Raw genomic sequence first — 20,190 nt, 5'->3', positions numbered from 1 at the left:
GATAACTCACATCTGATAACTGATAACTGAAAACTCACATCTGATAACTGATAACTGATAACTGATAACTGAGATTAACTACAGGGGAATAAACTGGCAATTGTAGCGAGGATACGAGAGGTCATGGGTAAACTATCGATCACCATAGCTGTACATAATAACATCATGTAAAGAATGGAATATTTAAACAGCGATCGAGCCATGTCCCGATCAAAAGGATTCTGTTTTAATTGCCAAGCTTTTTTCAGGAAAACAAACCCTAAAAATAAAGCCGCTACACCATAAACCACACCACAGGCAGCCAAGGGATAAATCAGGAGGAAAGTGAAAGGAACGACGATTAAAGTATAGAGCCAAATCTGATCGCTAGTGGCTTCTTCCCCTTTAACTACGGGCATCATCGGGATATCCACTTCCGCATAATCATCCTTGATCATTAAAGCCAAAGCCCAAAAATGAGGAGGAGTCCAGAGGAAAATAATGGCGAATAAAATCCAGGGAATCCAACCGAGATCACCCGTTACTGCCGCCCAACCGACGAGGGGAGGAATCGAGCCGGCTGCGCCACCGATAACAATATTTTGGATACTATGACGCTTGAGCAGATGGGTATAAATCAGCATATAAAATGCGATGCCGGTCATTGCTAAAAATCCGCTCAAAGTATTGACAAAAAAGACAAAAAGTGCTAGGGAAAGGGAGGCTAAAACGAGGGCAAAAATGAGGGCGTGGAGGGGTTGCACGCGACCGGAGGGAATAGGACGGGCGCGGGTGCGAAGCATGGTGTGATCGATGTCGCGATCATAGATGCAGTTTAAAGTTTGAGCGGCGGCGGCGGCGAGAGTGCCACCGAGGAGGGTAAGAAAGAGTAAGAGAGGGGAAACCTGACCTTTAGAGGCGATTTCCATAGAAGCGGCCGTGGTAATCAGCAGTAGAGGAATAATTCGGGGTTTAGTGAGTTGATAATAACTTTTAGCGACTTGTAAAAAATTATCGTGGTGGCGAAGGGCTTGAGTTCCAGTCATCGTGATTAAATCCTTAGAGATGGCTTATAAGTAATGGGACAAAATTAACTTCTTGGTTAGGATGGGCAATAGGCAATAGGTGGTTAGATATGTGCAATTAATTGTGTCTAGTTACTTAGGAGCGAAAGAACGATCGCGAAGGGCGAAAGTGGTAAAAGCGACGAGGGTTCCCACCAATAGCGCACCGATGCTGTGGTGGGTAATAGTTAAGGGTTCCACCTGGAGATGCAGTTTCAGGGTGGCAACGCCTAAAAACACCTGTAGGGCGACTAATCCGCCGGCGCTAAAAGCTAGTTTTTTGAGGAGAGGATGGATAGCGGCAGCTCGCCAAGCGAAGAAAACTAGGGTGAAAACCGAGATAGTGGCGGGAAAAACCCCGATAATGTGGCTATTCATCACCGTGCAGAGTTGCGAAACCGTTAAACACTGATGGGCAGCCCAACGGGAACCGACAAGACCGCCGAGAAGACATTGCAGATAAACTAGACCAGTGGCGACCATTCCCATCCCGGTTAGTTTCCCGACTGTACCTGTGCCACGGTAGGGAGTCAGACCGATAGCAATGACGATTAGGGTGGCAAAAAAGAGCAAAGCTGTGGCTAAATGGGCGGTTACGATGTCAAATCGCAGTAATTGGGTGACGGTTAATCCTCCCAGTACTCCTTGCAGGAGAATTAAAGCCAAGGCAGCGATCGCAGAGGGGAACAGCCAAGTAGGAAGATGGCGACGATACCACCAAGACAGACCGACGAGAGCGATCGTACTAAACCCGATCAAAGAGGCATCGAGACGGTGAAACCACTCCAGAAATACCTGTAGATTCATCTGCTGACTGGGAATCCATTGACCGTAACAGAGAGGCCAATCGGGACAAGCTAAACCGGCGTTCATAACTCTGGTGGCAGCGCCCACCACCATGAGGGCGAAAGTTGCGATCACAATTTTCCAGACTAAGCGGCGCATCCACACCTGAATATTGCCGGTTTCTCTTAGGGGTGTCGGGTTAAAAACAGATTCGGTCATCGGTTTGCCTGTTCTCAAGGAGTCTGTCATCAAAGATCATGGCTTTGTTTGCCAGTTAGTTATCACTGTGAATGAGTTTTTTTACGACAGGTAAAACCTTTTAGATATTCTTTAGATTTCTGTCCATTTCCGTTACATTTGTTTACATAAACTCAGAATAAGATATAAAAATTAGTTATTTAAAATACTTTCCCTGAAAACGATCCCAAAGAAAAGATGAAATTCTCAGAAGATGCTGGTTAAATTTCCCATCTATAGGGGAATCATGTTTTAGCCTTGAATAAGTAGCCACTATTAAAAATATTGAAAAGACCGTGAAAATTCCCAGCAGTATCCTGACGCTCGTACTCGGGATCACCTTAACCTTAATTAGTCTCTGGTATGGCCAAAATCATGGCTTAATGCCTGTGGCCGCTTCCGAAGATGCTCAGGAGATAGATAATATCTTTAATCTGATGATGACCATCGCCACGGGACTATTTTTAATAGTTGAAGGCGTGATTGTCTATATAGTGATTCGCTTTCGCCGCAAACCGGGGGATCAAACCGACGGGCCAGCAGTGGAGGGCAATGTCCCCCTAGAAATCTTCTGGACAGCCATCCCGACGGTAATCGTTTTTATCCTTGCCGTCTATAGCTTCGAGATTTATAACAATATTGGCGGTCTCGATCCCTTGATTTCCAAGGGTGGCAAAGGAGAAATCGCCCACCACGGTCATCACCACGGCACGATGATGGCCCTAGGCGGCGATCGCAGAGTAGCCCTAGGTATCGGCAATTCCTACGATGGTGAAGGAGTTCCCCCCCTAGTGGTCAATGTTAAAGGTATTCAATACGCTTGGATCTTCACCTATCCCGAAACTGGCATTGTTTCTGGGGAACTCCACGCCCCCGTCAATCGCCCCGTGCAACTGAATATGGAAGCGGGAGATGTGATCCATGCTTTCTGGGTTCCCCAATTGCGTCTAAAACAGGATGTTATCCCCGGACAGGAAACGGTGTTATCGTTCACATCCAACCAAATTGGTCAATATCCGATCATTTGTGCGGAACTTTGCGGGGCCTATCACGGCGGTATGAAATCTAGCTTTGTGGTTCACTCCCAAGCCGATTACGACCAATGGGTGCAGGACAACACGATCGCCGAAGTTGACAGCGATCGAACTGTAGCCATGACCACTAAAGATCGCTCTGATAGTCAATATTTGACCCCCTACACCGAAGAAATGGGCATCGACGCTGAAATCCTCGCCCAAGTTGCCCATCAGTAGCAAATGTAATTTTTCTTGTCATCTAAAATCTTGGTATTATGACAGCATCAACGGAAATAACCACCCCAGCAACCGTTCCCGAGGTGATCCATCACCGCAAGTGGACCGATTACTTTACTTTCTGCACCGATCATAAAGTCATCGGTATTCAATATCTGGTGACTGCCTTTCTTTTCTTCTTTATTGGCGGTGCTTTCGCGGAAGTGCTGCGGACAGAATTAGCCACTCCCGACCCCGATTTCGTCTCCCCAGAACTATATAACCAATTCATGACCATGCACGGAACGATCATGATCTTTCTTTGGATCGTTCCGGTTGGGGCGGGTTTTGCCAATTATCTGATTCCCCTGATGATTGGGGCCGAAGATATGGCTTTTCCTCGTCTTAACGCTGTGGCTTTCTGGCTTAATCCCCCCGGCGGGCTGCTATTATTATCCAGTTTCTTTGTCGGCGCACCCCAGTCCGGTTGGACTTCCTATCCACCTTTGAGCTTAATTAGCGGCAAATGGGGCGAAGAATTGTGGATTTTGAGCCTTTTATTGATCGGGACTTCTTCGATTTTAGGCTCGATTAATTTCATCACCACGATCCTGAAAATGCGGATTCCTGAGATGGATTTGTACAGTATGCCGCTATTTTGTTGGGCAATGCTGGCCACCTCGACTCTGGTACTGCTTTCCACCCCCGTTCTCGCTTCTGCTCTCGTTCTCTTGTCCTTTGATTTAATCGCTGGCACGAGCTTTTTTAACCCTGCCGGCGGCGGCGATCCGGTGGTTTATCAGCATATGTTCTGGTTTTACTCCCATCCTGCCGTTTATATCATGATTTTGCCCTTTTTCGGCACGATCTCGGAGATATTACCGGTTCACGCCCGCAAACCGATTTTTGGTTATCGAGCGATCGCCTATTCTAGTCTCACCATCTGTTTCTTGGGTTTAATCGTTTGGGCCCACCATATGTTCACCAGCGGCACCCCCGGCTGGTTACGGATGTTTTTCATGGCGGCAACTATGTTAATCGCCGTTCCCACGGGCATTAAAATCTTTAGTTGGTGTGCCACTCTTTGGGGGGGTAAACTGAGTCTCAATACGTCTTTATTATTTGGGATCGGTTTCCTGTCTTCTTTCCTCATCGGTGGTTTGACTGGGATTATGTTGGCTTCCGTTCCCTTCGATATTCATGTCCACGATACCTATTTTGTCGTCGGTCACTTCCATTATGTACTATTTGGTGGTACGGCAATGGCCCTATTTTCTGCCGTTTACCATTGGTTCCCGAAAATGACCGGACGGATGTATAACGAAACTCTCGGTCGTATCCACTTTGTTCTCACTTTTATCGGTTTGAATTTAACTTTCATGCCGATGCACGAATTGGGATTATTGGGTATGAACCGTCGTATTGCCCTGTATGATGTGCAGTTTCAGGATTTAAATGTTCTTAGTACCGCAGGGGCTTATATTCTCGGTATATCGAGTATTCCCTTCGCTATTAATATGGTCTGGAGTGCCTTTAAAGGTCAACCCGCCGGCCGTAATCCTTGGCGCGCTTTAACCCTAGAATGGCAAACCTCCTCTCCCCCAATTATCGAGAATTTCGAGGAAATGCCGATTCTTTGGTCCGGCCCCTACGATTACGGTATTGATATGGAAGAATCAGAAGCAGCGGAATCAGTACAAGATCTCCTCGCTGAAGTGGGCGCTGAATCCCAATAATTAGGGAGGATTAGCCCTGGGGTTAGGTGTTGGGGTAGTGGGGTAGTGAGGAATTTAGCTGAAATTTCCCTATCACCCTATCCCCCTAAATCCCTATCCCCCCATCTCCTCACTCCCCGTCTCCCGTGTAAACTAAGGATATTCAATTATGCAAGGTTCAACGCTCGAAGATTCTCAACTCTCTGTCAATTATCATCAGGAAACGGTGGAACACGGACATCATGGCCACCCAGATCATCGCTTATTCGGTGTGGTTTTGTTTCTAGTGGCGGAAAGTTCCATCTTTTTAGGCTTATTTGCCGCTTTCTTGTTCTATCGTACCATGTTACCCGTTTGGCCCCCCGCCGGCACGCCAGAATTAGAGTTAACTCTACCGACAATTAACACGATTATTCTGGTGTCCAGTAGTTTTGTTATGCACATAGGACAAAAGGCGATTAAACAAAACAATAATGCTGGTTTACAATTGTGGTTTGGCATTACTGCCCTGATGGGAATTATCTTCCTTTGTGGTCAAGGATACGAATATTATCACGCTGAATTCGGTCTGACAACTAATGTTTTCACCAGCGCTTTTTATGCCTTAACCGGATTCCACGGTCTCCACGTTACTTTTGGTTTAGTGCTAATTCTATCTGTCCTCTGGCGTTCTCGTCAAAAAGACCACTATTCTAGTCAATCTCATTTTGGTGTGGAAGCAGCAGAATTATACTGGCATTTCGTCGATGTGGTCTGGATTATCCTGTTTTTACTGGTGTATCTCTTGAGATAATTTTTGTTATTTAGTAGGAGAAAAGGGCGATCGCTTGATCGCCCTTTTTTGTATATTTCAATTTACCGCAGTTATCCCATAGATTATACTTCATCTTTATGAGAAAAGCTTTAACCGATAATTAACGACGACCGAATAAACTCCAACCTTTGCCACCACTAACGGCTGGTTCGGCTTTTTCAGCGACGGGGGCAACTTCTGCGGGGGTTTCCTCACAAGAAAGATTAGAAAGATCGTAGTTTTCTACTAGGAAAAGAGACGCTTTTTCAATAGTGGAATGATCCCAGAAAAGGGTAGAAGGTAACTCTTGACCAACCCAATCTTCTAGATCACCCACCATCGTTACCGCATCGATCGAATCTAAACCATAACGGGTTAAAGGTTCAGTCACATTAATCGTTTTTGCATCTAAAGACAACTGATCGGCTAACTGTTTGACTAACCAATTTTGTACGAGATTATTAAGATTGGAGCTGGAGTTCATGGGTTTTTTCCTCGGTAGTTTGTGAAGGGGCTAATTGAAAAGGTGCGATCGAAAAATGTTGATTTTCTCGATATAATTTCAGCAATTCTTGGGCAACATTTTCTACATATACCTCAGACAGAGTGTAAGGCAGCGGCCGGAGAGTTCGCAGTAATCGGTGTAAACTCAACACCAACCATTCCCCCCGGGCAAAAAATTCACCCAAGATGGAACGATTATAAAGCCAAGTGTGTAAACAAGCAGAAGCGGCGTGTAAAGTACAGTATTTCTTGGCAATCTCGAACAATTCGGGTGATTGGTCGTGACCATACTCGAATTTCGATTGACTAATCTGTTCATCGTGAGCATTTAGTTCCTCTAAAACTAAATTACTCAACATCAATAGATTTTCTAATACTTCCGGGTCCACCTCCTGAGAATCTTTCAATCCCTCCAGCATATCAAGGGCAATCTCTAAACCTTGCAGCGAATCATCCATTCCCCGGCCAAATAATTGTAAATTATTGGGTTCAAAGGGAGGAACCGACTTTTCTAGGCTAAAAATCGCCTCTAAACGGCTTTTTAACGCCGACATGGTGCGCGAGTTGCGTTTAGCCCGATATTTGGTTAAAGGACGCAATTGTAGGATTAAAGCATGAAGATTGACGATCGAACTGCCGTCAAACATACTGATAATCGAATTATCCCGCAGTAACTTCTGGAAGATGCCGAATTCGTGTTCTTCTCGCATATAAAAACGCGATCCCAAGACCACATAAACACTATTAACCATCTCCTCCAGACGGACGGTAACAAAATATTTTACCACCGAAGCCCAGACGCTAAACTGTTCGGGGATAATATGAAAACCTCTCGCGGCCGGAATCGTCTCGCAATCACAAATGAGGATGTCAAGGAAAGCATCCACGAGAGTGCGCCGGGGTTGGGGCAAATCCATCACAGTTTTGTTATAAATTACCCGATTAACGGCAAAACTGAGGGTAGTTCTTACAGCGGTATCGGCTGCCCCGTGGGAAAAAGCAGCGCACAACATTCGGGTAATCTGGAAACCTTTCAGGGCTAATTCTAAACCGTCTCCCTCCTCCCGTAAACGCATGGAATCGGGGACGAAACAATCCTTAAAACCAATGCCACTCATATCCGAGGCGCGCACGCCATGGGTGTATATTTTCGGCAAATTATAGTATTTTTCGGGGTCTAATTGCCGTTTATCGACCATAAATAGGGTTAAACACTTCGGCCCGCCGTTAGCATCGGTTTTCGCCAAAATAAAGGAAACTCCAGAGATAGTCGCCCGGTTAATCGGCCATTTCTCCCCATTGAGAATATAACCTCCTTCTACCTTCGTCGCAGTCAGATCACCATTGATCAGATCGCTGCCGTGTTCCTTTTCCGAGTAACCCAGACACATCGCTCCATAGTCATCCATGATAAAACGGGCGAGCTTCTGTTTCTGTTCTGGGGTTCCCGCCATCCAGTTTAAAAACGACCAGAATAGGGTAGTAAAAGCGATGCCGATAGTTTGATCCCGTCGGGAAAGTACCCGCACAAAAGCGACAAATTCCTCAAAAGAGGTAAATTCACCGCCGCAATCCGTGGGAATGTAGTAGTGTTGGAGTTTCCAGTCGTATAACCAGCGAATTTCCTCGTGGGGAAATTCTTCGCTCTCATCAATTTCGATCACCCGCTTGTAGGATAGAGGGTTATCGGGATTGAGAGGATCGCCTAAGTCTTTTTCCAGTGCTTCAGCAGTCCAGTATTGCTTAAGCTTTTTCATAGTGCCTCTAGGACAGATACAATGTGTTTTTTGTCAATGCCTTCGGTTAGAAGACCCGACCATGCACAAAAATTAATGACCATTCTAGACGTTTGGCCGTACAATGGCAACAATTCTTAATTTACCCTTTACCTTAAATGTGCTACAACCCACTTGGGTAGGGCGCTAGACTACCCTCTGCGGTAATTATGCCCCAATTGAGGTGATTAAACCGCCTGAGTTAAGGGGGTGTGAGACCTATGCAGGTGGGATAGTAGGATGGAGGCGGCTGCTAGACTGCGGGGAGGGGTATGATTAATATTTAAATGCCGCCATGGCTAACTTGAAGTGAGAGTATATGTTTACAGAAACTACTTATTTGCATAAGTTCAATTATTTTCTTGGATTGGTTCGAGAGATTGGTGGCTGGGATTTCCTATACCGCTATGTAGTACGAGCATTTTATAAAATAACCAAGCTCAATCAGAAAATGGTTCTATTTAATAATGTAGAAATGATTCTGCCCTACGATAGTCGATTCGGAACAGAAATTTTCCTTAAGGGAAGCAAGTTAGATTGGGGCTCTGAAATTATCCTTCATCGTTTCTTAGATATTAATAAAGACTTTATTGATGTTGGAGCTAATATTGGTTATTACAGTTTACTGGCTGCTCCTTTATCTAATCAGGTTTATGCCTTTGAACCCGATCCGAGAATGGTTGAACACTTAAAGAGAAATCTTTCCCAGTTTCAAAATTGTCATGTTCTAGAAGAAGCACTTTTTTCTGAGCCTGGCACTATGGATCTTAATTTGAACTCAATGCCTGAACTAAATTCCCTGGTCAGGCATAGTCCCCAAGAGAACAAGGTGACAGTCAAGGTAAATACTTTAGACCAATTGATGTCTGATTATCCATTACTAAGTGTTTCCTGTATCAAAACAGATGCTGAGGGAGCAGACTTCGATATACTAATAGGCGGTAAAAATCTTCTAATTCGAGATCAACCTTTGGTCTTGTCGGAAATTTATCCAACAAATAAGCTTCTTGAATTTATTAAATCTATTGAATTTACCTGTTTTGCTTTCGTCAAATCTAAGGATGAGGGGGGAGATAATTTGCGACCAAAATTCATGAAGATTGAAACAAAACCGACAAACTGTCATATTAAAATGATTTTCTTGGTTCCTAATAGGCTCTTGTCGAGGTTTGAAGAGCTAAAAGATGTCTAGGGGGCATCTCAGTGAAAGCAAAAATACTGAGTGTGGAAAGCTGACAATAGCTAAAATACTTATCTGTAGGGATTTACTGTAATGATTTGGTAGTATTGGTGAGCCTTGTTGCTTGTGTGGTATGAATTGAGTCAAATATTTATTAATAAAAATAATTGGATCAAATCAGTCCTTAAACCTCTAGCTTGATCATGACTTTTTCGATAAATATCTTGATTCTGGCTTACTCAAATATCAGCCTAGCACAGAACAAAATCACCCCCTCGCCTGTATTTACTTGTCTGGGGTTGTGGTTCTCACCATACTATCAAGAATGGTTCTATTCATAATGGTAAACCCAAAGGTCAATGTCAAGAATTTGGTCAACCGTTTGTGATCAATCCCACTAATAAAACTATCTCTCCCGATACCAAACAATTAATTGATCAACTCTTACTCGGTTGGTCATGGTTAGAAAATTACGTCAACGTCGAGCGAAGTCGAGACGTTAACCCTTCGACGTAGCTCAGGGTTAACAATAAATTGGCGGCTGTCCCGCATCAAGTAAAAGTTGGCTGAAAAATCAAAAGGCCAATTAATTATAGAGTGTGGTGAAATGTGGTCTTTGGTTTTTTATAAGACGATAAAGCTGTATATTTGGCTGGCAATTGATAGAAGAACAAGGGGAAATTATTGGCTTCTATTAATGCCCAATTAGCCAAGGTTTGAGCTATCAACACTACAATAAAATCACTACCCATTCTCGACCCCTAATAACTGAAGTTACCGACGCGGAACCAGATTTATCCGGCCTTCATCCATTTCATCCATGAGTAACTCTAGGGCCTCATAATCCACATCCGAAACATAGCCAAGACGACCGAGTAGTTCATTAATTCCGTTCTCGATTTCTGGCGTGATTTGACGATAATATAGGGCTTGTTCCACTAATTGGCGGATAGTCGGCTGGGTATCCACAATTTTCTTACTCTAGTTCAATAAATCTATTTTCTGTATCTTGCTTTACTTTATTCTAGCAAAAATACCAGTAGGATTTTGGGTCATCATCAGTCATTCGGGATTAGAGCTTAAACCTAACGACTTTTCCCTAGTGTTCGCCCTAGTAAGCCTTGATGACTGTTCCTCTTTACTGCCCAGACTACAAGGTTAACCTAAAAGTGGTTCCTTCCTACAGGGGGAAAGATTTAAAAAAGATTAATCTTGCTCGGGAGAGAGAAAATTGGTCAAGACCAAGGTTACAAAATCAGAAAGTTAGGACATAATAGCGGTATCTGATTTCCAGTTAAAAAGTACATTTTATGAATTTCAAAGCCCAGCCATGAAAAGTCCTGTAAAAGTCCCGGAAATTGCTCTATTTGAGCCAAACGGCTATATTACCGCCGCTAACGTCCTAGAATTTCAAGAGCAGCTCACCAATCTGGTTAACCAGAGTAGCTCTATCACTTTTCTCGTGGATATGAGTAGGGTGGAATTCCTCGACAGCGCTGGATTAATGGCTTTAGTTGCCGCCTTTCGTCTGGCTCAAAGTCAAGAAAAATCCTTCAATATCTGTTCTATTCCACCTTCAGTCAAGATTATCTTTGAATTAACCCAACTCGACCGGGTTCTCTCGATTTTCCCTAGCCGTGCTGACTTTGATACTGTCATCAACATCCCCCAAGCGGCGTAAGCCGACAAAATAGCGTTTCTCGCCCTAATTTCTTGGCTATAATCTGAATTCTACCCGTAAATCACCTCTTGACTGGGAAGATTCCCATTTACAAGATCGATTCTTCAGGACAACAATTTTTCTCAAGGAGAGCTATTATAATGTTGAGATGGCTCTCCTCCTTTTTGGATATTATTTCTAGGGACAAACTACCATACACCTGTTCCGAGCAGATAACAAAAGACTGTCTGTTAAGAAATTCCATGACTTTAGTGATGACAGAGGGGAAGGGGGGCAAGATGGTAGATAGGCAATGAGTAGTAATTTCCTAGAATCCATGACAGTCAACAATCTCCAGTATGCTTATTTTCCCGGTTGTGTCGCCCAAGGTGCCTGTCGGGAACTATATTTATCCACGGCAGCCCTGACGGAAGCTTTGGGGATTAATTTAGTCGAACTCAAAAAAGCTGCCTGTTGTGGTTCGGGAACCTATAAGGAAGATTCGCAACTGTTGGAAGATGCCGTCAATGCGCGCAATATTGCCCTAGCGGAAGCCCTCAATTTACCCCTGTTGACTCACTGTAGCACCTGTCAAGGGGTGATCGGTCATGTGGATGAGCGCTTGAAGGAAGCAAAGCATAATAATCCCAATTATGTCGAGGAAGTTAATAATTATTTACAGAAAGAACATTGTTCCCCCTACCAAGGTACGACGACGGTTAAGCACCTACTCTGGGCAATTGTCGGCGATTATGGCCTAGATAATCTGGCGGCCAAGGTGGTTCGTCCCTTATCAGGCTTAAATTGTGCCGGTTTTTATGGTTGTTATCTCCTTCGGGCCCAGGATACTCTCCCCTACGATAATCCTTTTCAGCCGGAATCCCTAGAAAATGTCTTTCGGACCGTGGGGGCCAATCCGATTTATTATCAAGGACGCACTCAATGCTGTGGTTGGCCCCTGTCCAGTTATGCCACCACCCAATCGTTCCAAATGGCAGGAAAACACATTTTAGAGGCCATGGCAGCGGGGGCCGATTGTTTAGTCACCCCTTGTCCTTTATGCCATCTTAATCTTGATTCCCGACAACCGGAAGTGGCAAAAGTGATCGATCGAAGTTTAGGTTTACCTGTATTACATTTTTCCCAATTAGTCGCCTTAGCGGTGGGAGTGAGTCCCGATCGTTTAGGATTAGATCGACACATCGTTTCAACGAAATCCCTTTTAAAGAAATTGGGGTTTTAGAACTCAATCAGGAGTGTTAGCAATGGATTGGTTAAAAAGAATTTTTGGCTTAGATAAACCGGCAGATGCCGCTAGTGCGATCACAGGGAAGGCCGCTGCTGCCGGTATTCCCCCCGAAAGAGTCGGATTAGATGGAAAATACGACGAAAGCGGCCTAGCTAAACGAGTAGTTTTAGCTTTTGACGAGACACCGGATTTAGCTGATGAAGACAAATTGTGGGTCGCTCAAACTGGTAGTAAAATTGTACTAAAAGGCAAGGTTTCCAATCAGGCGACTTTAAATAAAATGGTGGCCATTGCCGGTAAAGTCCATGGGGCAACCAGCGTCGATACCAGTCAAGTAACTATTGGGTGAAGTCGAACGGCTATATTCCCCGTGCAAATTAACCACTAAAACCCTATGGGTGAGTAAAACCCAGAGGGTTTTTGCTAGGGTAGATAACCCCAAGACTGGCAATCGCCCCCAGCCGGCTGCTGTAAAATGGGAGGGATAGATACAACTCAGGAGAAAAGACCCCAGTGCCGTACAACCCCGCAGAAATCGAACAGAAATGGCAGAAGATTTGGCAGCAAATGGGATTGGACAAAACCCCAGAAAACACCGATAAACCGAAATTTTACGCACTCTCCATGTTCCCCTATCCATCGGGCAACCTGCACATGGGTCACGTTCGCAACTATACTATCACCGATGTGATTGCCCGTCTGAAAAGAATGCAGGGTTATCGCGTGCTGCATCCCATGGGGTGGGATGCTTTCGGATTACCGGCAGAAAATGCCGCCATTGAAAGGGGAGTTCCTCCGGCAAAATGGACTGATCAAAATATTGCCCAGATGAAACGGCAATTACAACAGTTAGGATTATCTATCGATTGGGAAAGAGAAGTTGCCACCTGTTCCCCAGAATATTATCGTTGGACCCAATGGCTATTTTTACAGTTTTTTGAATCGGGATTGGCCTACCAAAAAGAAGCGGCAGTGAATTGGGATCCTATCGATCAAACTGTGTTGGCAAATGAACAGGTGGATAGTGAAGGAAAATCTTGGCGATCGGGTGCTAAAGTAGAAAGAAAATTACTCCGGCAATGGTTCCTAAAAATCACCGATTATGCCGAACAATTACTCACTGATTTAGATAAACTTACCGGTTGGCCGGAACGGGTTAAAACCATGCAGGCCAACTGGATTGGTAAATCGGTAGGTGCTTATTTAGAATTTCCTCTTGTTAACTCCACAGAAAAAGTTGCCGTTTTTACCACTCGTCCCGATACGGTTTATGGAGTCACTTATGTGGTAGTTGCTCCCGAACATCCCTTAACTTTACAAGTTACCACTCCCGAACAGAAATCGGCCGTAGAAACTTTTATTAAAGAGATAGCCAGCGAAAGCGAATTAGAAAGAACCGCCGAAGATAAACCCAAACGCGGTATTAAAACCGGAGGAATGGCAATTAATCCTTTTACTGGTGAAGAAATTCCGATTTTAATTGCTGATTATGTCCTCTACGAATACGGGACGGGGGCAGTGATGGGAGTCCCGGCTCACGATAGTCGCGATTTTAAATTTGCTCGGGAAAATAACCTGCCAATTAAGATAGTTATTACTCCAGAAAGTGGCGAAATTGAGTTAAAAGAGGCCTATACGGAAGCGGGAATTATGATTAATTCCGCTCAATTTAATGGACTAAATTCTACAGCAGGAAAAACCGCTATTATTGATTATGCCACTGCCCAAGGTTACGGCAAAGCTAGAATACAATATCGCCTCCGGGATTGGTTAATTTCCCGTCAAAGATATTGGGGTTGTCCGATTCCAGTTATCCACTGTCCCCACTGTGGAACCGTGCCAGTGCCTATCGATAATTTACCCGTTACTTTACCAGAAAATGTCGAATTTAGCGGTCGAGGTGCTTCTCCTTTAGCTAAATTAGAAGACTGGGTAAATGTGGATTGTCCTCGCTGTGGCACTCCCGCAAAACGGGAAACGGACACCATGGATACTTTCATCGATTCTAGTTGGTATTTCCTCCGTTATACCGATGCTAAAAATGAAGATATACCCTTTCAATTCGAGAAGGTTAATGATTGGATGCCCGTGGATCAATACGTCGGAGGAATCGAACACGCTATCCTACATTTACTCTATTCTCGTTTCTTTACCAAAGTTTTAAGAGACCGAGGTTTAGTTAATGTCGATGAACCTTTTAACCGTCTATTAACCCAGGGAATGGTACAGGGATTAACCTACAAAAATCCCGAAACTGGCAAATATGTCCCCGCAGAAAATGTTATCTATAAAGAGGATAAATATTGGGATAAAGACACGGGAGAAGTTCTTTCTTTCTTCTTTGAAAAAATGTCCAAGTCGAAATATAACGGCGTTGATCCTCTGAAAGTCCTTGAAAAATATGGGGCCGATACTGCCCGAATGTTTATACTTTTTACTGCACCCCCAGAAAAAGATTTACAGTGGGAAGATGCGGGGGTAGAAGGACAATTTCGCTTTCTTAATCGGGTGTGGCGTTTAGTCAGCGAATATATTGAAAATAAACCCAAGCAAGTCAAAAAAATAGAGACTTTCTCGAAAACTGACAAGGATTTAAGACGGGCAATTCACACCGCTATTAAAGAAATCTCCGACGATTTAGAAGGAGATTATCAATTTAATACCGCCATTTCCGAATTGATGAAACTCAGTAACGCTTTAGGGGATAATAAGTGTTTTGCATCCCCCATTTATCGGGAAGGAATCGAAACCTTATTAATCTTACTTTCCCTTTTTGCTCCCCATCTTAGCGAAGAATTATGGCAAGCTTTAGGTCATAGCCAATCAATTCACCTGCAACCCTGGCCAAAAGTTGATTCTACTGCCCTGATTGTGGACGAGATTACCCTTGTCATCCAAATTTTGGGAAAAACCAGAGGCACGATACAAGTTCCCGCTAGTGCCGATAAAAGCACCCTAGAAACCCTCGCCCTGGAATCGGAAATCGCCCAACGTTATTTAGAGGGTAAGGAAATCAAAAAAGTGATTGTTGTCCCGGGCAAATTAGTTAATTTTGTCGTGGGTTAATTGGCTTGGTTTCGGCTAATCCTTGAGCGATAGTGCGTCTTGGCATCTAACTTAAGAGGGAAATTTCGAGAAATCAATAAAATTAAAGTGATGGAGGGCTTCGAGAATACCACCAGCACAGGGGGATTTTGCCAGATAATGCCAAGGACGATCGCCATTGTAATACCACTGGAGGAGTTCCGACTGGGCATTTCTGACGATCACACCTCTGGCTGGCTGTTGGAACAAACTGATGTCATTGCCAGAGTCACCGCAAACGAGAGTTTTCTCTGGCGGAATCCCCAGCCATTCCCGTAGGTAGGTTGCCGCTTGTCCTTTGTTACTGCGACAGGGAAGGATATCCACATCTCGCCCACTGCTAAAAATAATCTGGGCATTGAGTCGAGCTTGCTGGAATTCTCTTTTTAACCGCTCGATCGCCTTGATATCCGCCGTTTCCTCCAGCCAAAAGCTGACTTTCCATGGATTTTGTTCGCTCTCGGGCTGGGGCAACAAGAATGGCAGCTGCTGTGCGATCGCTACAACCGCCTCCCGATTCCAATCTTGGGAGAGGTGTTTAGCCCATTGGGGATCGACTTCACCCCGATAATAGATTTCGCTGCCGACGGAGGTAATCCAGTAATCCGGTTCTAAAAGTCCCGCTTGCTGCTGCAAGCGACGGGCGGAAAGGTAAGAGCGCCCCGTGGCATAAACGAGATAAAATTGCTGCCGTTGAGCCATTAAGGATCGATTGAGTCGTTCCGTCGCCGGAGCGTCTCCCACTAGAGTATTATCCAGATCGGTAATCAGCAGAAATTTACTCATGGTCGTTTATCTTTGTCCGTGGAGTTCTAGGAGATGTTGCGCCCTGGGTTTAAAGAGGAGATAGAACAGGGTTTCGATATAGCGCAATAGTTCCTCGCGATTTTCTTGGGAAGTATGATTCCAGAAGCCGTAGATACGGGCGAGGGAAAGTAGACGCGTGGTGTGAATTTTCCAAGTATAGTGGCTGTAGACCCTTTGGATCGCCCGTTCAGAAATTTCTTGCCAGTAATCGGGATATTGCTGGCATTTAGCCAGAAAATCGAGGATCATAGTGGCGGTTTCTTCCGGATGAGTGGGATTAATCAGAAAACCGTTGGCCCCGTGTTGAATGATTTCCCGCGGCCCCCCGAATTCGGTGGCGAAGATCGGCAGTCCCGTGATCATTGCCTCCAAAACGGTTAAACCGAAGGCTTCAAATAGGGCGGGTTGGACGAAGATACCCTGGCGATCGGCAATAATACGATAGATTTCCCCGGCATCGGCTTTGGGCAACATTATCCCCAACCAGCGAATTTTGCCCTCTAGGTTGTACTGGTCGATGAGGTGGTACAGTTTATTGATCTCACTAATTTCCTCCCGATCCGTACTATCTTCGGCTCGCACCTTGCCCGCCACTAAAATCAGGTTGCACTGTTCCTGAAGTGCCTCGCTTTTGCCAAAACACTCCGCCAATCCCGTCAGGTTTTTGATTCGGTCGAGTCTGGCAAGGGAAAAAAGCGGGCGCTTGTCGGGGTTGTCCAGATGACCGAATACCCGTCTGGGAGCTTCTAGGGTAAAAAGCAGTTCTTCCAGACGCTCCCCTTCTCCCAGCAGACGTTCTTCCCGGTTGGTATAGGGGAAAAAGTAACTTTCATTCACCCCTGGGGGGACGACATTGAACTTGGGACTAAATAGCTCGATGCCACTGACCACATGGTACAGTTCAGGCATGGTAAAACACTGATAGGATTCGTACTGACCGACGCTATCGCTGGTTCCCACGATCTCCTGATAGGTGCTACTGACAATAAAGTTAGCGGCGTTCATGGAAATTAAATCCGCCGTAAATTGCAGGGAAAAGTGATATTGTTCCTCTAAGTCCTGCCAGTAGAGGTTACTGAACAGATATTTCGACTTTTCCAGGGCGTGGGCGATATTACACTGAGTCACCTTCAATTTGCGGGCAAGGAGAAAGGCGACGAGATTGCCGTCGGAATAGTTACCGATGATCAGGTCTGGTCGTCCCTGAAATTCCGCTAATATTTCCCTTTCAGCATCAAGGGCAAAGGTTTCTAAATAGGGCCAGATTTCAAAGCGAGAAATCCAGTGTTGGGTGAGTTTGGGATTAAATTCCCGGAAGGGAACCCGCAGGATCCAGGCATTATCCGTCCCGTAGACCTTTTCTAGTCTTTGATCGCAGCGAGTCCCCTCACTGTTAGGGAGCAATCGGGTCAGAATAATAATCTTCGGCTCGATGCCTAAGCCCTCCAATCCCGCCAAAAAGATATCTTCTCGCAATTGTTGCTCCAAGCTGCGAGCTTGGTCGAGGACGTAAACCACCTGACCGCCAGTATCTGGCCGTCCTAATACCCCCTCCTGTCCGAACCAACCGTGGACGGATACCAGAACAATACGGAAAAGCATAGGAATACGAGAGAGGAAGGCTTCTAGGGATTGGTGGTCGGGGGCATCGATCAATCCGTCGAGCAGTTCTAGGCTTTCCCGAATTCTGCTGGCTGTATTTCCCCAACCCGGCTCGAACCCCAGGTACTGAAGTTCAAAACGCAAGTTACTATAGGGTTCTTCGCTGGAATAGCTTTCCAACAAGTCTAGGGCTGTCTTAACCTGTTGGGATAGTTGCCGTTGATTAACGATGCGATCATTAATTAGCAGGGGAATACTATTGTATTGGTGCAGTCTCAAGAATTGAAAGGCGGATTCGAGCCACTGTTCTCCTGTTTGTTCGGCTTGAAAAAGCTTACTAGACAGGAACCGGTTCAAGAACTGCACCCCCTTGCCAATATTTTTCGGATCCCGAATGATGGGAGAGTAGTCATAAAAGGGACGGAAATCCAACTCTAGCAAGTCTCCCTCCTCTGGATGGAAGCGGTGGACTAGGCGATCGCGCAAGTCCAGCAGCTCCTGTACGCTTATCGGTTCACAGGTGAGGTCATCCGTCAGGCGAAAGGCTTGGGAGAGGGCAATCTGGGGTCGTACCACCAGACAGAAACTCTCGCTTTCTAGGATCGTTTCTTGGGTATAGTAGATCAGTTTAGCCAAAAGGGAGGACTGCCGAAACGATGCGGGTTTATCTAGACGTTGGCAGTAGTCGGCAAAGGCCGTAAGAAGATCATTTCTGAGCAGGTAAGGTTTTTCCTGTTGTCTGAGTTGGTGCAGAAATTGTTGTAGATCTTTTTTTTCATTGCTGTTGGCGACGGCTTCAATTAATTCAGCCATGGTGACTCCTTAAAAAATCGCTAGTTTGCTGGTTCGCAGAACCAACAGGGATTTTAGTTGGCAGATGCCCTTTATTCAAAAATTATAGAGTTGGTCCCTGGACACCTTTACCCCTTCCTGGAGAACCAAGATTAACTTTTCCATGGCGGCCAGATGCCCCGATTCACCCTCTTTGTTGCCCTTTTTTAATCCTAGCTCTTGCTGTATTCGCTTTTGTAAAGCTGTAATTAAACTTCGAGTCGGCAGAACACCTTCTAGGGCGGATTTTTCTGGGCTTAGAGATTGATAAAGGGAGAGGATTTGTTTGGCTACTGCCCCACTGCTAAAACGGGACTCGACCCACTCGCGGCCTGAGCGACCCAAGGACTGCAGCTTCTCAGGCTGGGCTAGTAGTTCCCCTAGGGCTTTCCCGAGGGCTTCCACATTCCGAGGGGGGACGAGCAGGCCTGTGCGATTATGGACGACCGTATGTCGGAGACCGCCCACATCACTGGCAACCACTGGCGTTCCCGCCGCCATAGCCTCGATGGCCACTAACCCGAAAGGCTCATAGTAGCTAGGCACGACACACACATCGGCGGCGGCGTAGTAGGCGGGTAAGTCGGTTTGGGAGACCCGACCAGTAAAGATAATTTTCGATTCTAAACCGAGAGTTTTCCCTAGGGAACGGATTCGTTGCTGTTCTTGGCAATCACTGCCCCCGTCCCGGCTACCTCCTACCAAGTACAATAGGAAGGGGCCAGATAATCGAGCGCAGGCTTTAACTAAGGTTTCGATGCCCTTGCGAGGATCGAAACGACCCACATAGAGAATGACTGGCATCTCTGGGTCGATGTTTAATTTTTGGCGGGCAATTTCTTGACTTACCGAACCGAAATGAGCAGCATTAATTCCACAGGGAACTATCTCGATTCTGCCTTGAGCCGACACTAATTGACGCAGATTTTCTGCTTCTTGGGGACTGGTGGCCACGACACAATCGGACTGTTCTAAACAGGCCCACTCCACCCCGTGGCGGATGGTGGCGATGGCAGGGGGAGTTTCCATATCCCGATACTTGATCGCCCCGAGGGAATGATAGGTGTGAACTTGCGGTAGTCCCAGCCGGAATTTTAGCTGCAAGCCGACCCAACCGGATAACCAGTAGTTGCTGTGGATCAGACTATAGGAAAGGTGAGAACGACGTTGGAAGTCCAACCAAGCCTCCACGAAGGCTGGTAGATGGTTAAATAACTCGGTTCTGGCAATGAATTGCGCCGGTCCAGCCGTTAGGCGGATTGTGCGGCAACCGGGGGCTAATTCTTCAATTTCAGGTTGATTTGGAGCTTCTCTGCGCGTGAACATATCCACTTGACATCCCTTTTGGGCAAGTCCTAATCCCAATTCGCGCACATAAATATTTTGACCTCCTGCCCCTTCTTGGCCAATTTCGGCGGTGGGATCTCCGTGGACGGATATCAGGGCATAGCGACGGGAACAAGAATTTTCCCTTGTAATCAATTCTCTTTCTGGTTGACTGGAAGATTTAGGTTTCATAAGTGTATTAATCGTGGATTTTCAAGTTTTCCAACGGTAAACACCACTAGAGCCGATAGGTAAAGTCGGTTTCGAGAAGGATGAAGACGGTCTTTTCCGACCCCTAATAGTAAATGAGCTAAGTGTCTTCGGTAAAAATAATACCGATATTTTTTCCTAATCTCAGAAAAGTTA

16 protein-coding genes and 2 pseudogenes are annotated in these 20,190 nt (G+C 45.5%); 10 read left to right on the top strand and 8 right to left on the bottom strand.

Annotation, left to right across the window (positions count from 1 at the left end):
* Window positions 1-74: 74 nt before the first annotated feature.
* Together MiAbW_RS14565 and MiAbW_RS14560 are read right to left on the bottom strand one after the other, a co-directional pair.
* The gene (locus tag MiAbW_RS14565) at window positions 75-1,025 is read right to left on the bottom strand and encodes a heme o synthase (RefSeq protein WP_151696696.1); all 951 of its coding nucleotides are present in this window, start codon (window positions 1,023-1,025) and stop codon (window positions 75-77) included.
* Window positions 1,026-1,136: 111 nt separating this feature from the next.
* Window positions 1,137-2,048 carry a COX15/CtaA family protein gene (locus MiAbW_RS14560; RefSeq protein WP_151696695.1) on the bottom strand — a complete coding sequence of 304 codons (912 nt, stop codon included), beginning with the start codon at window positions 2,046-2,048 and terminating at the stop codon, window positions 1,137-1,139.
* A gap of 314 nt (window positions 2,049-2,362) precedes the next feature.
* Here MiAbW_RS14560 and MiAbW_RS14555 point away from each other — a divergent pair, with 314 nt between their 5' ends.
* The 3 genes from MiAbW_RS14555 (at window position 2,363) to MiAbW_RS14540 (ending at window position 5,806) form a co-directional block, all read left to right on the top strand.
* Entirely contained in the window at window positions 2,363-3,319 is a 957-nt protein-coding gene (locus MiAbW_RS14555) for a cytochrome c oxidase subunit II (RefSeq protein ID WP_151696694.1), read from the top strand.
* Window positions 3,320-3,357: 38 nt separating this feature from the next.
* Window positions 3,358-5,034: a cytochrome c oxidase subunit I gene (gene ctaD, locus MiAbW_RS14550; RefSeq protein ID WP_151696693.1), complete on the top strand. Its 1,677-nt coding sequence runs from the start codon at window positions 3,358-3,360 to the stop codon at window positions 5,032-5,034.
* 148 nt (window positions 5,035-5,182) lie between these two features.
* Window positions 5,183-5,806, top strand: a complete 624-nt coding sequence (locus MiAbW_RS14540) for a cytochrome c oxidase subunit 3 (protein WP_052277060.1) — start codon at window positions 5,183-5,185, stop codon at window positions 5,804-5,806.
* 121 nt (window positions 5,807-5,927) lie between these two features.
* Here the strand turns inward: MiAbW_RS14540 and MiAbW_RS14535 are convergent, their stop codons facing one another.
* Window positions 5,928-6,290 (bottom strand): acyl carrier protein, encoded by a 363-nt coding sequence (locus MiAbW_RS14535; RefSeq protein ID WP_151696692.1) that lies wholly within the window; start codon window positions 6,288-6,290, stop codon window positions 5,928-5,930.
* Window positions 6,268-8,067 (bottom strand): acyl-CoA dehydrogenase family protein, encoded by a 1,800-nt coding sequence (locus MiAbW_RS14530; protein ID WP_151696691.1) that lies wholly within the window; start codon window positions 8,065-8,067, stop codon window positions 6,268-6,270. Before MiAbW_RS14530 ends, MiAbW_RS14535 begins: the two co-directional genes overlap by 23 nt.
* Window positions 8,068-8,404: 337 nt before the next feature.
* On the opposite strand from MiAbW_RS14530, the gene MiAbW_RS14525 reads away from it, so the two are divergent.
* The 3 genes and pseudogenes from MiAbW_RS14525 to MiAbW_RS20720 form a co-directional block, all read left to right on the top strand.
* Window positions 8,405-9,277, top strand: coding sequence for an FkbM family methyltransferase (locus MiAbW_RS14525; RefSeq protein WP_151696690.1), 873 nt, complete (start codon window positions 8,405-8,407; stop codon window positions 9,275-9,277).
* Window positions 9,278-9,485: 208 nt separating this feature from the next.
* Window positions 9,486-9,695 (top strand): annotated as a pseudogene (locus tag MiAbW_RS20725) (ISNCY family transposase); the annotation flags it as partial.
* Between the two features lie 92 nt (window positions 9,696-9,787).
* A pseudogene (locus tag MiAbW_RS20720) lies at window positions 9,788-9,938 on the top strand (ISNCY family transposase); the annotation flags it as partial.
* 101 nt (window positions 9,939-10,039) lie between these two features.
* Here MiAbW_RS20720 and MiAbW_RS14520 read toward each other — a convergent pair.
* Window positions 10,040-10,234 (bottom strand): hypothetical protein, encoded by a 195-nt coding sequence (locus MiAbW_RS14520; protein WP_151696689.1) that lies wholly within the window; start codon window positions 10,232-10,234, stop codon window positions 10,040-10,042.
* Between the two features lie 361 nt (window positions 10,235-10,595).
* On the opposite strand from MiAbW_RS14520, the gene MiAbW_RS14515 reads away from it, so the two are divergent.
* From MiAbW_RS14515 to leuS, 4 genes are all read left to right on the top strand, one after another.
* The gene (locus MiAbW_RS14515; RefSeq protein ID WP_151696688.1) at window positions 10,596-10,946 is read left to right on the top strand and encodes an STAS domain-containing protein; all 351 of its coding nucleotides are present in this window, start codon (window positions 10,596-10,598) and stop codon (window positions 10,944-10,946) included.
* 292 nt (window positions 10,947-11,238) lie between these two features.
* The gene (locus MiAbW_RS14510; protein ID WP_151696687.1) at window positions 11,239-12,168 is read left to right on the top strand and encodes a CoB--CoM heterodisulfide reductase iron-sulfur subunit B family protein; all 930 of its coding nucleotides are present in this window, start codon (window positions 11,239-11,241) and stop codon (window positions 12,166-12,168) included.
* Window positions 12,169-12,190: 22 nt separating this feature from the next.
* The gene (locus MiAbW_RS14505) at window positions 12,191-12,523 is read left to right on the top strand and encodes a BON domain-containing protein (protein ID WP_151696686.1); all 333 of its coding nucleotides are present in this window, start codon (window positions 12,191-12,193) and stop codon (window positions 12,521-12,523) included.
* 164 nt (window positions 12,524-12,687) lie between these two features.
* The gene (gene leuS / locus MiAbW_RS14500) at window positions 12,688-15,240 is read left to right on the top strand and encodes a leucine--tRNA ligase (protein ID WP_151696685.1); all 2,553 of its coding nucleotides are present in this window, start codon (window positions 12,688-12,690) and stop codon (window positions 15,238-15,240) included.
* Between the two features lie 51 nt (window positions 15,241-15,291).
* Here leuS and MiAbW_RS14495 read toward each other — a convergent pair whose 3' ends face one another.
* The 3 genes from MiAbW_RS14495 to MiAbW_RS14485 form a co-directional block, all read right to left on the bottom strand.
* Window positions 15,292-16,044: a sucrose-phosphate phosphatase gene (locus tag MiAbW_RS14495; protein ID WP_151696684.1), complete on the bottom strand. Its 753-nt coding sequence runs from the start codon at window positions 16,042-16,044 to the stop codon at window positions 15,292-15,294.
* A 6-nt stretch (window positions 16,045-16,050) separates the two neighbouring features.
* Window positions 16,051-18,480: a sucrose synthase gene (locus MiAbW_RS14490; protein ID WP_151696683.1), complete on the bottom strand. Its 2,430-nt coding sequence runs from the start codon at window positions 18,478-18,480 to the stop codon at window positions 16,051-16,053.
* Window positions 18,481-18,555: 75 nt separating this feature from the next.
* Window positions 18,556-20,016, bottom strand: a complete 1,461-nt coding sequence (locus MiAbW_RS14485; RefSeq protein ID WP_151696682.1) for a glycosyltransferase — start codon at window positions 20,014-20,016, stop codon at window positions 18,556-18,558.
* Window positions 20,017-20,190: the final 174 nt, after the last annotated feature.

This window comes from Microcystis aeruginosa NIES-4325, from assembly GCF_008974145.1.
In the GTDB taxonomy this organism is placed as follows: Bacteria; Cyanobacteriota; Cyanobacteriia; order Cyanobacteriales; family Microcystaceae; genus Microcystis; species Microcystis aeruginosa_G.
This window is presented reverse-complemented; position numbering and strand designations above follow the sequence as displayed.

Coding starts and splice junctions, on each gene's coding strand:
- MiAbW_RS14510 (WP_151696687.1), top strand. CDS start 11,239: ATGAGTAGTAATTTCCTAGAATCCATGACAGTCAACAATCTCCAGTAT.
- ctaD (WP_151696693.1), top strand. CDS start 3,358: ATGACAGCATCAACGGAAATAACCACCCCAGCAACCGTTCCCGAGGTG.
- MiAbW_RS14505 (WP_151696686.1), top strand. CDS start 12,191: ATGGATTGGTTAAAAAGAATTTTTGGCTTAGATAAACCGGCAGATGCC.
- MiAbW_RS14530 (WP_151696691.1), bottom strand. CDS start 8,067: ATGAAAAAGCTTAAGCAATACTGGACTGCTGAAGCACTGGAAAAAGAC.
- MiAbW_RS14485 (WP_151696682.1), bottom strand. CDS start 20,016: ATGAAACCTAAATCTTCCAGTCAACCAGAAAGAGAATTGATTACAAGG.
- MiAbW_RS14495 (WP_151696684.1), bottom strand. CDS start 16,044: ATGAGTAAATTTCTGCTGATTACCGATCTGGATAATACTCTAGTGGGA.
- MiAbW_RS14565 (WP_151696696.1), bottom strand. CDS start 1,025: ATGACTGGAACTCAAGCCCTTCGCCACCACGATAATTTTTTACAAGTC.
- MiAbW_RS14540 (WP_052277060.1), top strand. CDS start 5,183: ATGCAAGGTTCAACGCTCGAAGATTCTCAACTCTCTGTCAATTATCAT.
- MiAbW_RS14560 (WP_151696695.1), bottom strand. CDS start 2,048: ATGACCGAATCTGTTTTTAACCCGACACCCCTAAGAGAAACCGGCAAT.
- MiAbW_RS14535 (WP_151696692.1), bottom strand. CDS start 6,290: ATGAACTCCAGCTCCAATCTTAATAATCTCGTACAAAATTGGTTAGTC.
- MiAbW_RS14490 (WP_151696683.1), bottom strand. CDS start 18,480: ATGGCTGAATTAATTGAAGCCGTCGCCAACAGCAATGAAAAAAAAGAT.
- MiAbW_RS14515 (WP_151696688.1), top strand. CDS start 10,596: ATGAAAAGTCCTGTAAAAGTCCCGGAAATTGCTCTATTTGAGCCAAAC.
- MiAbW_RS14525 (WP_151696690.1), top strand. CDS start 8,405: ATGTTTACAGAAACTACTTATTTGCATAAGTTCAATTATTTTCTTGGA.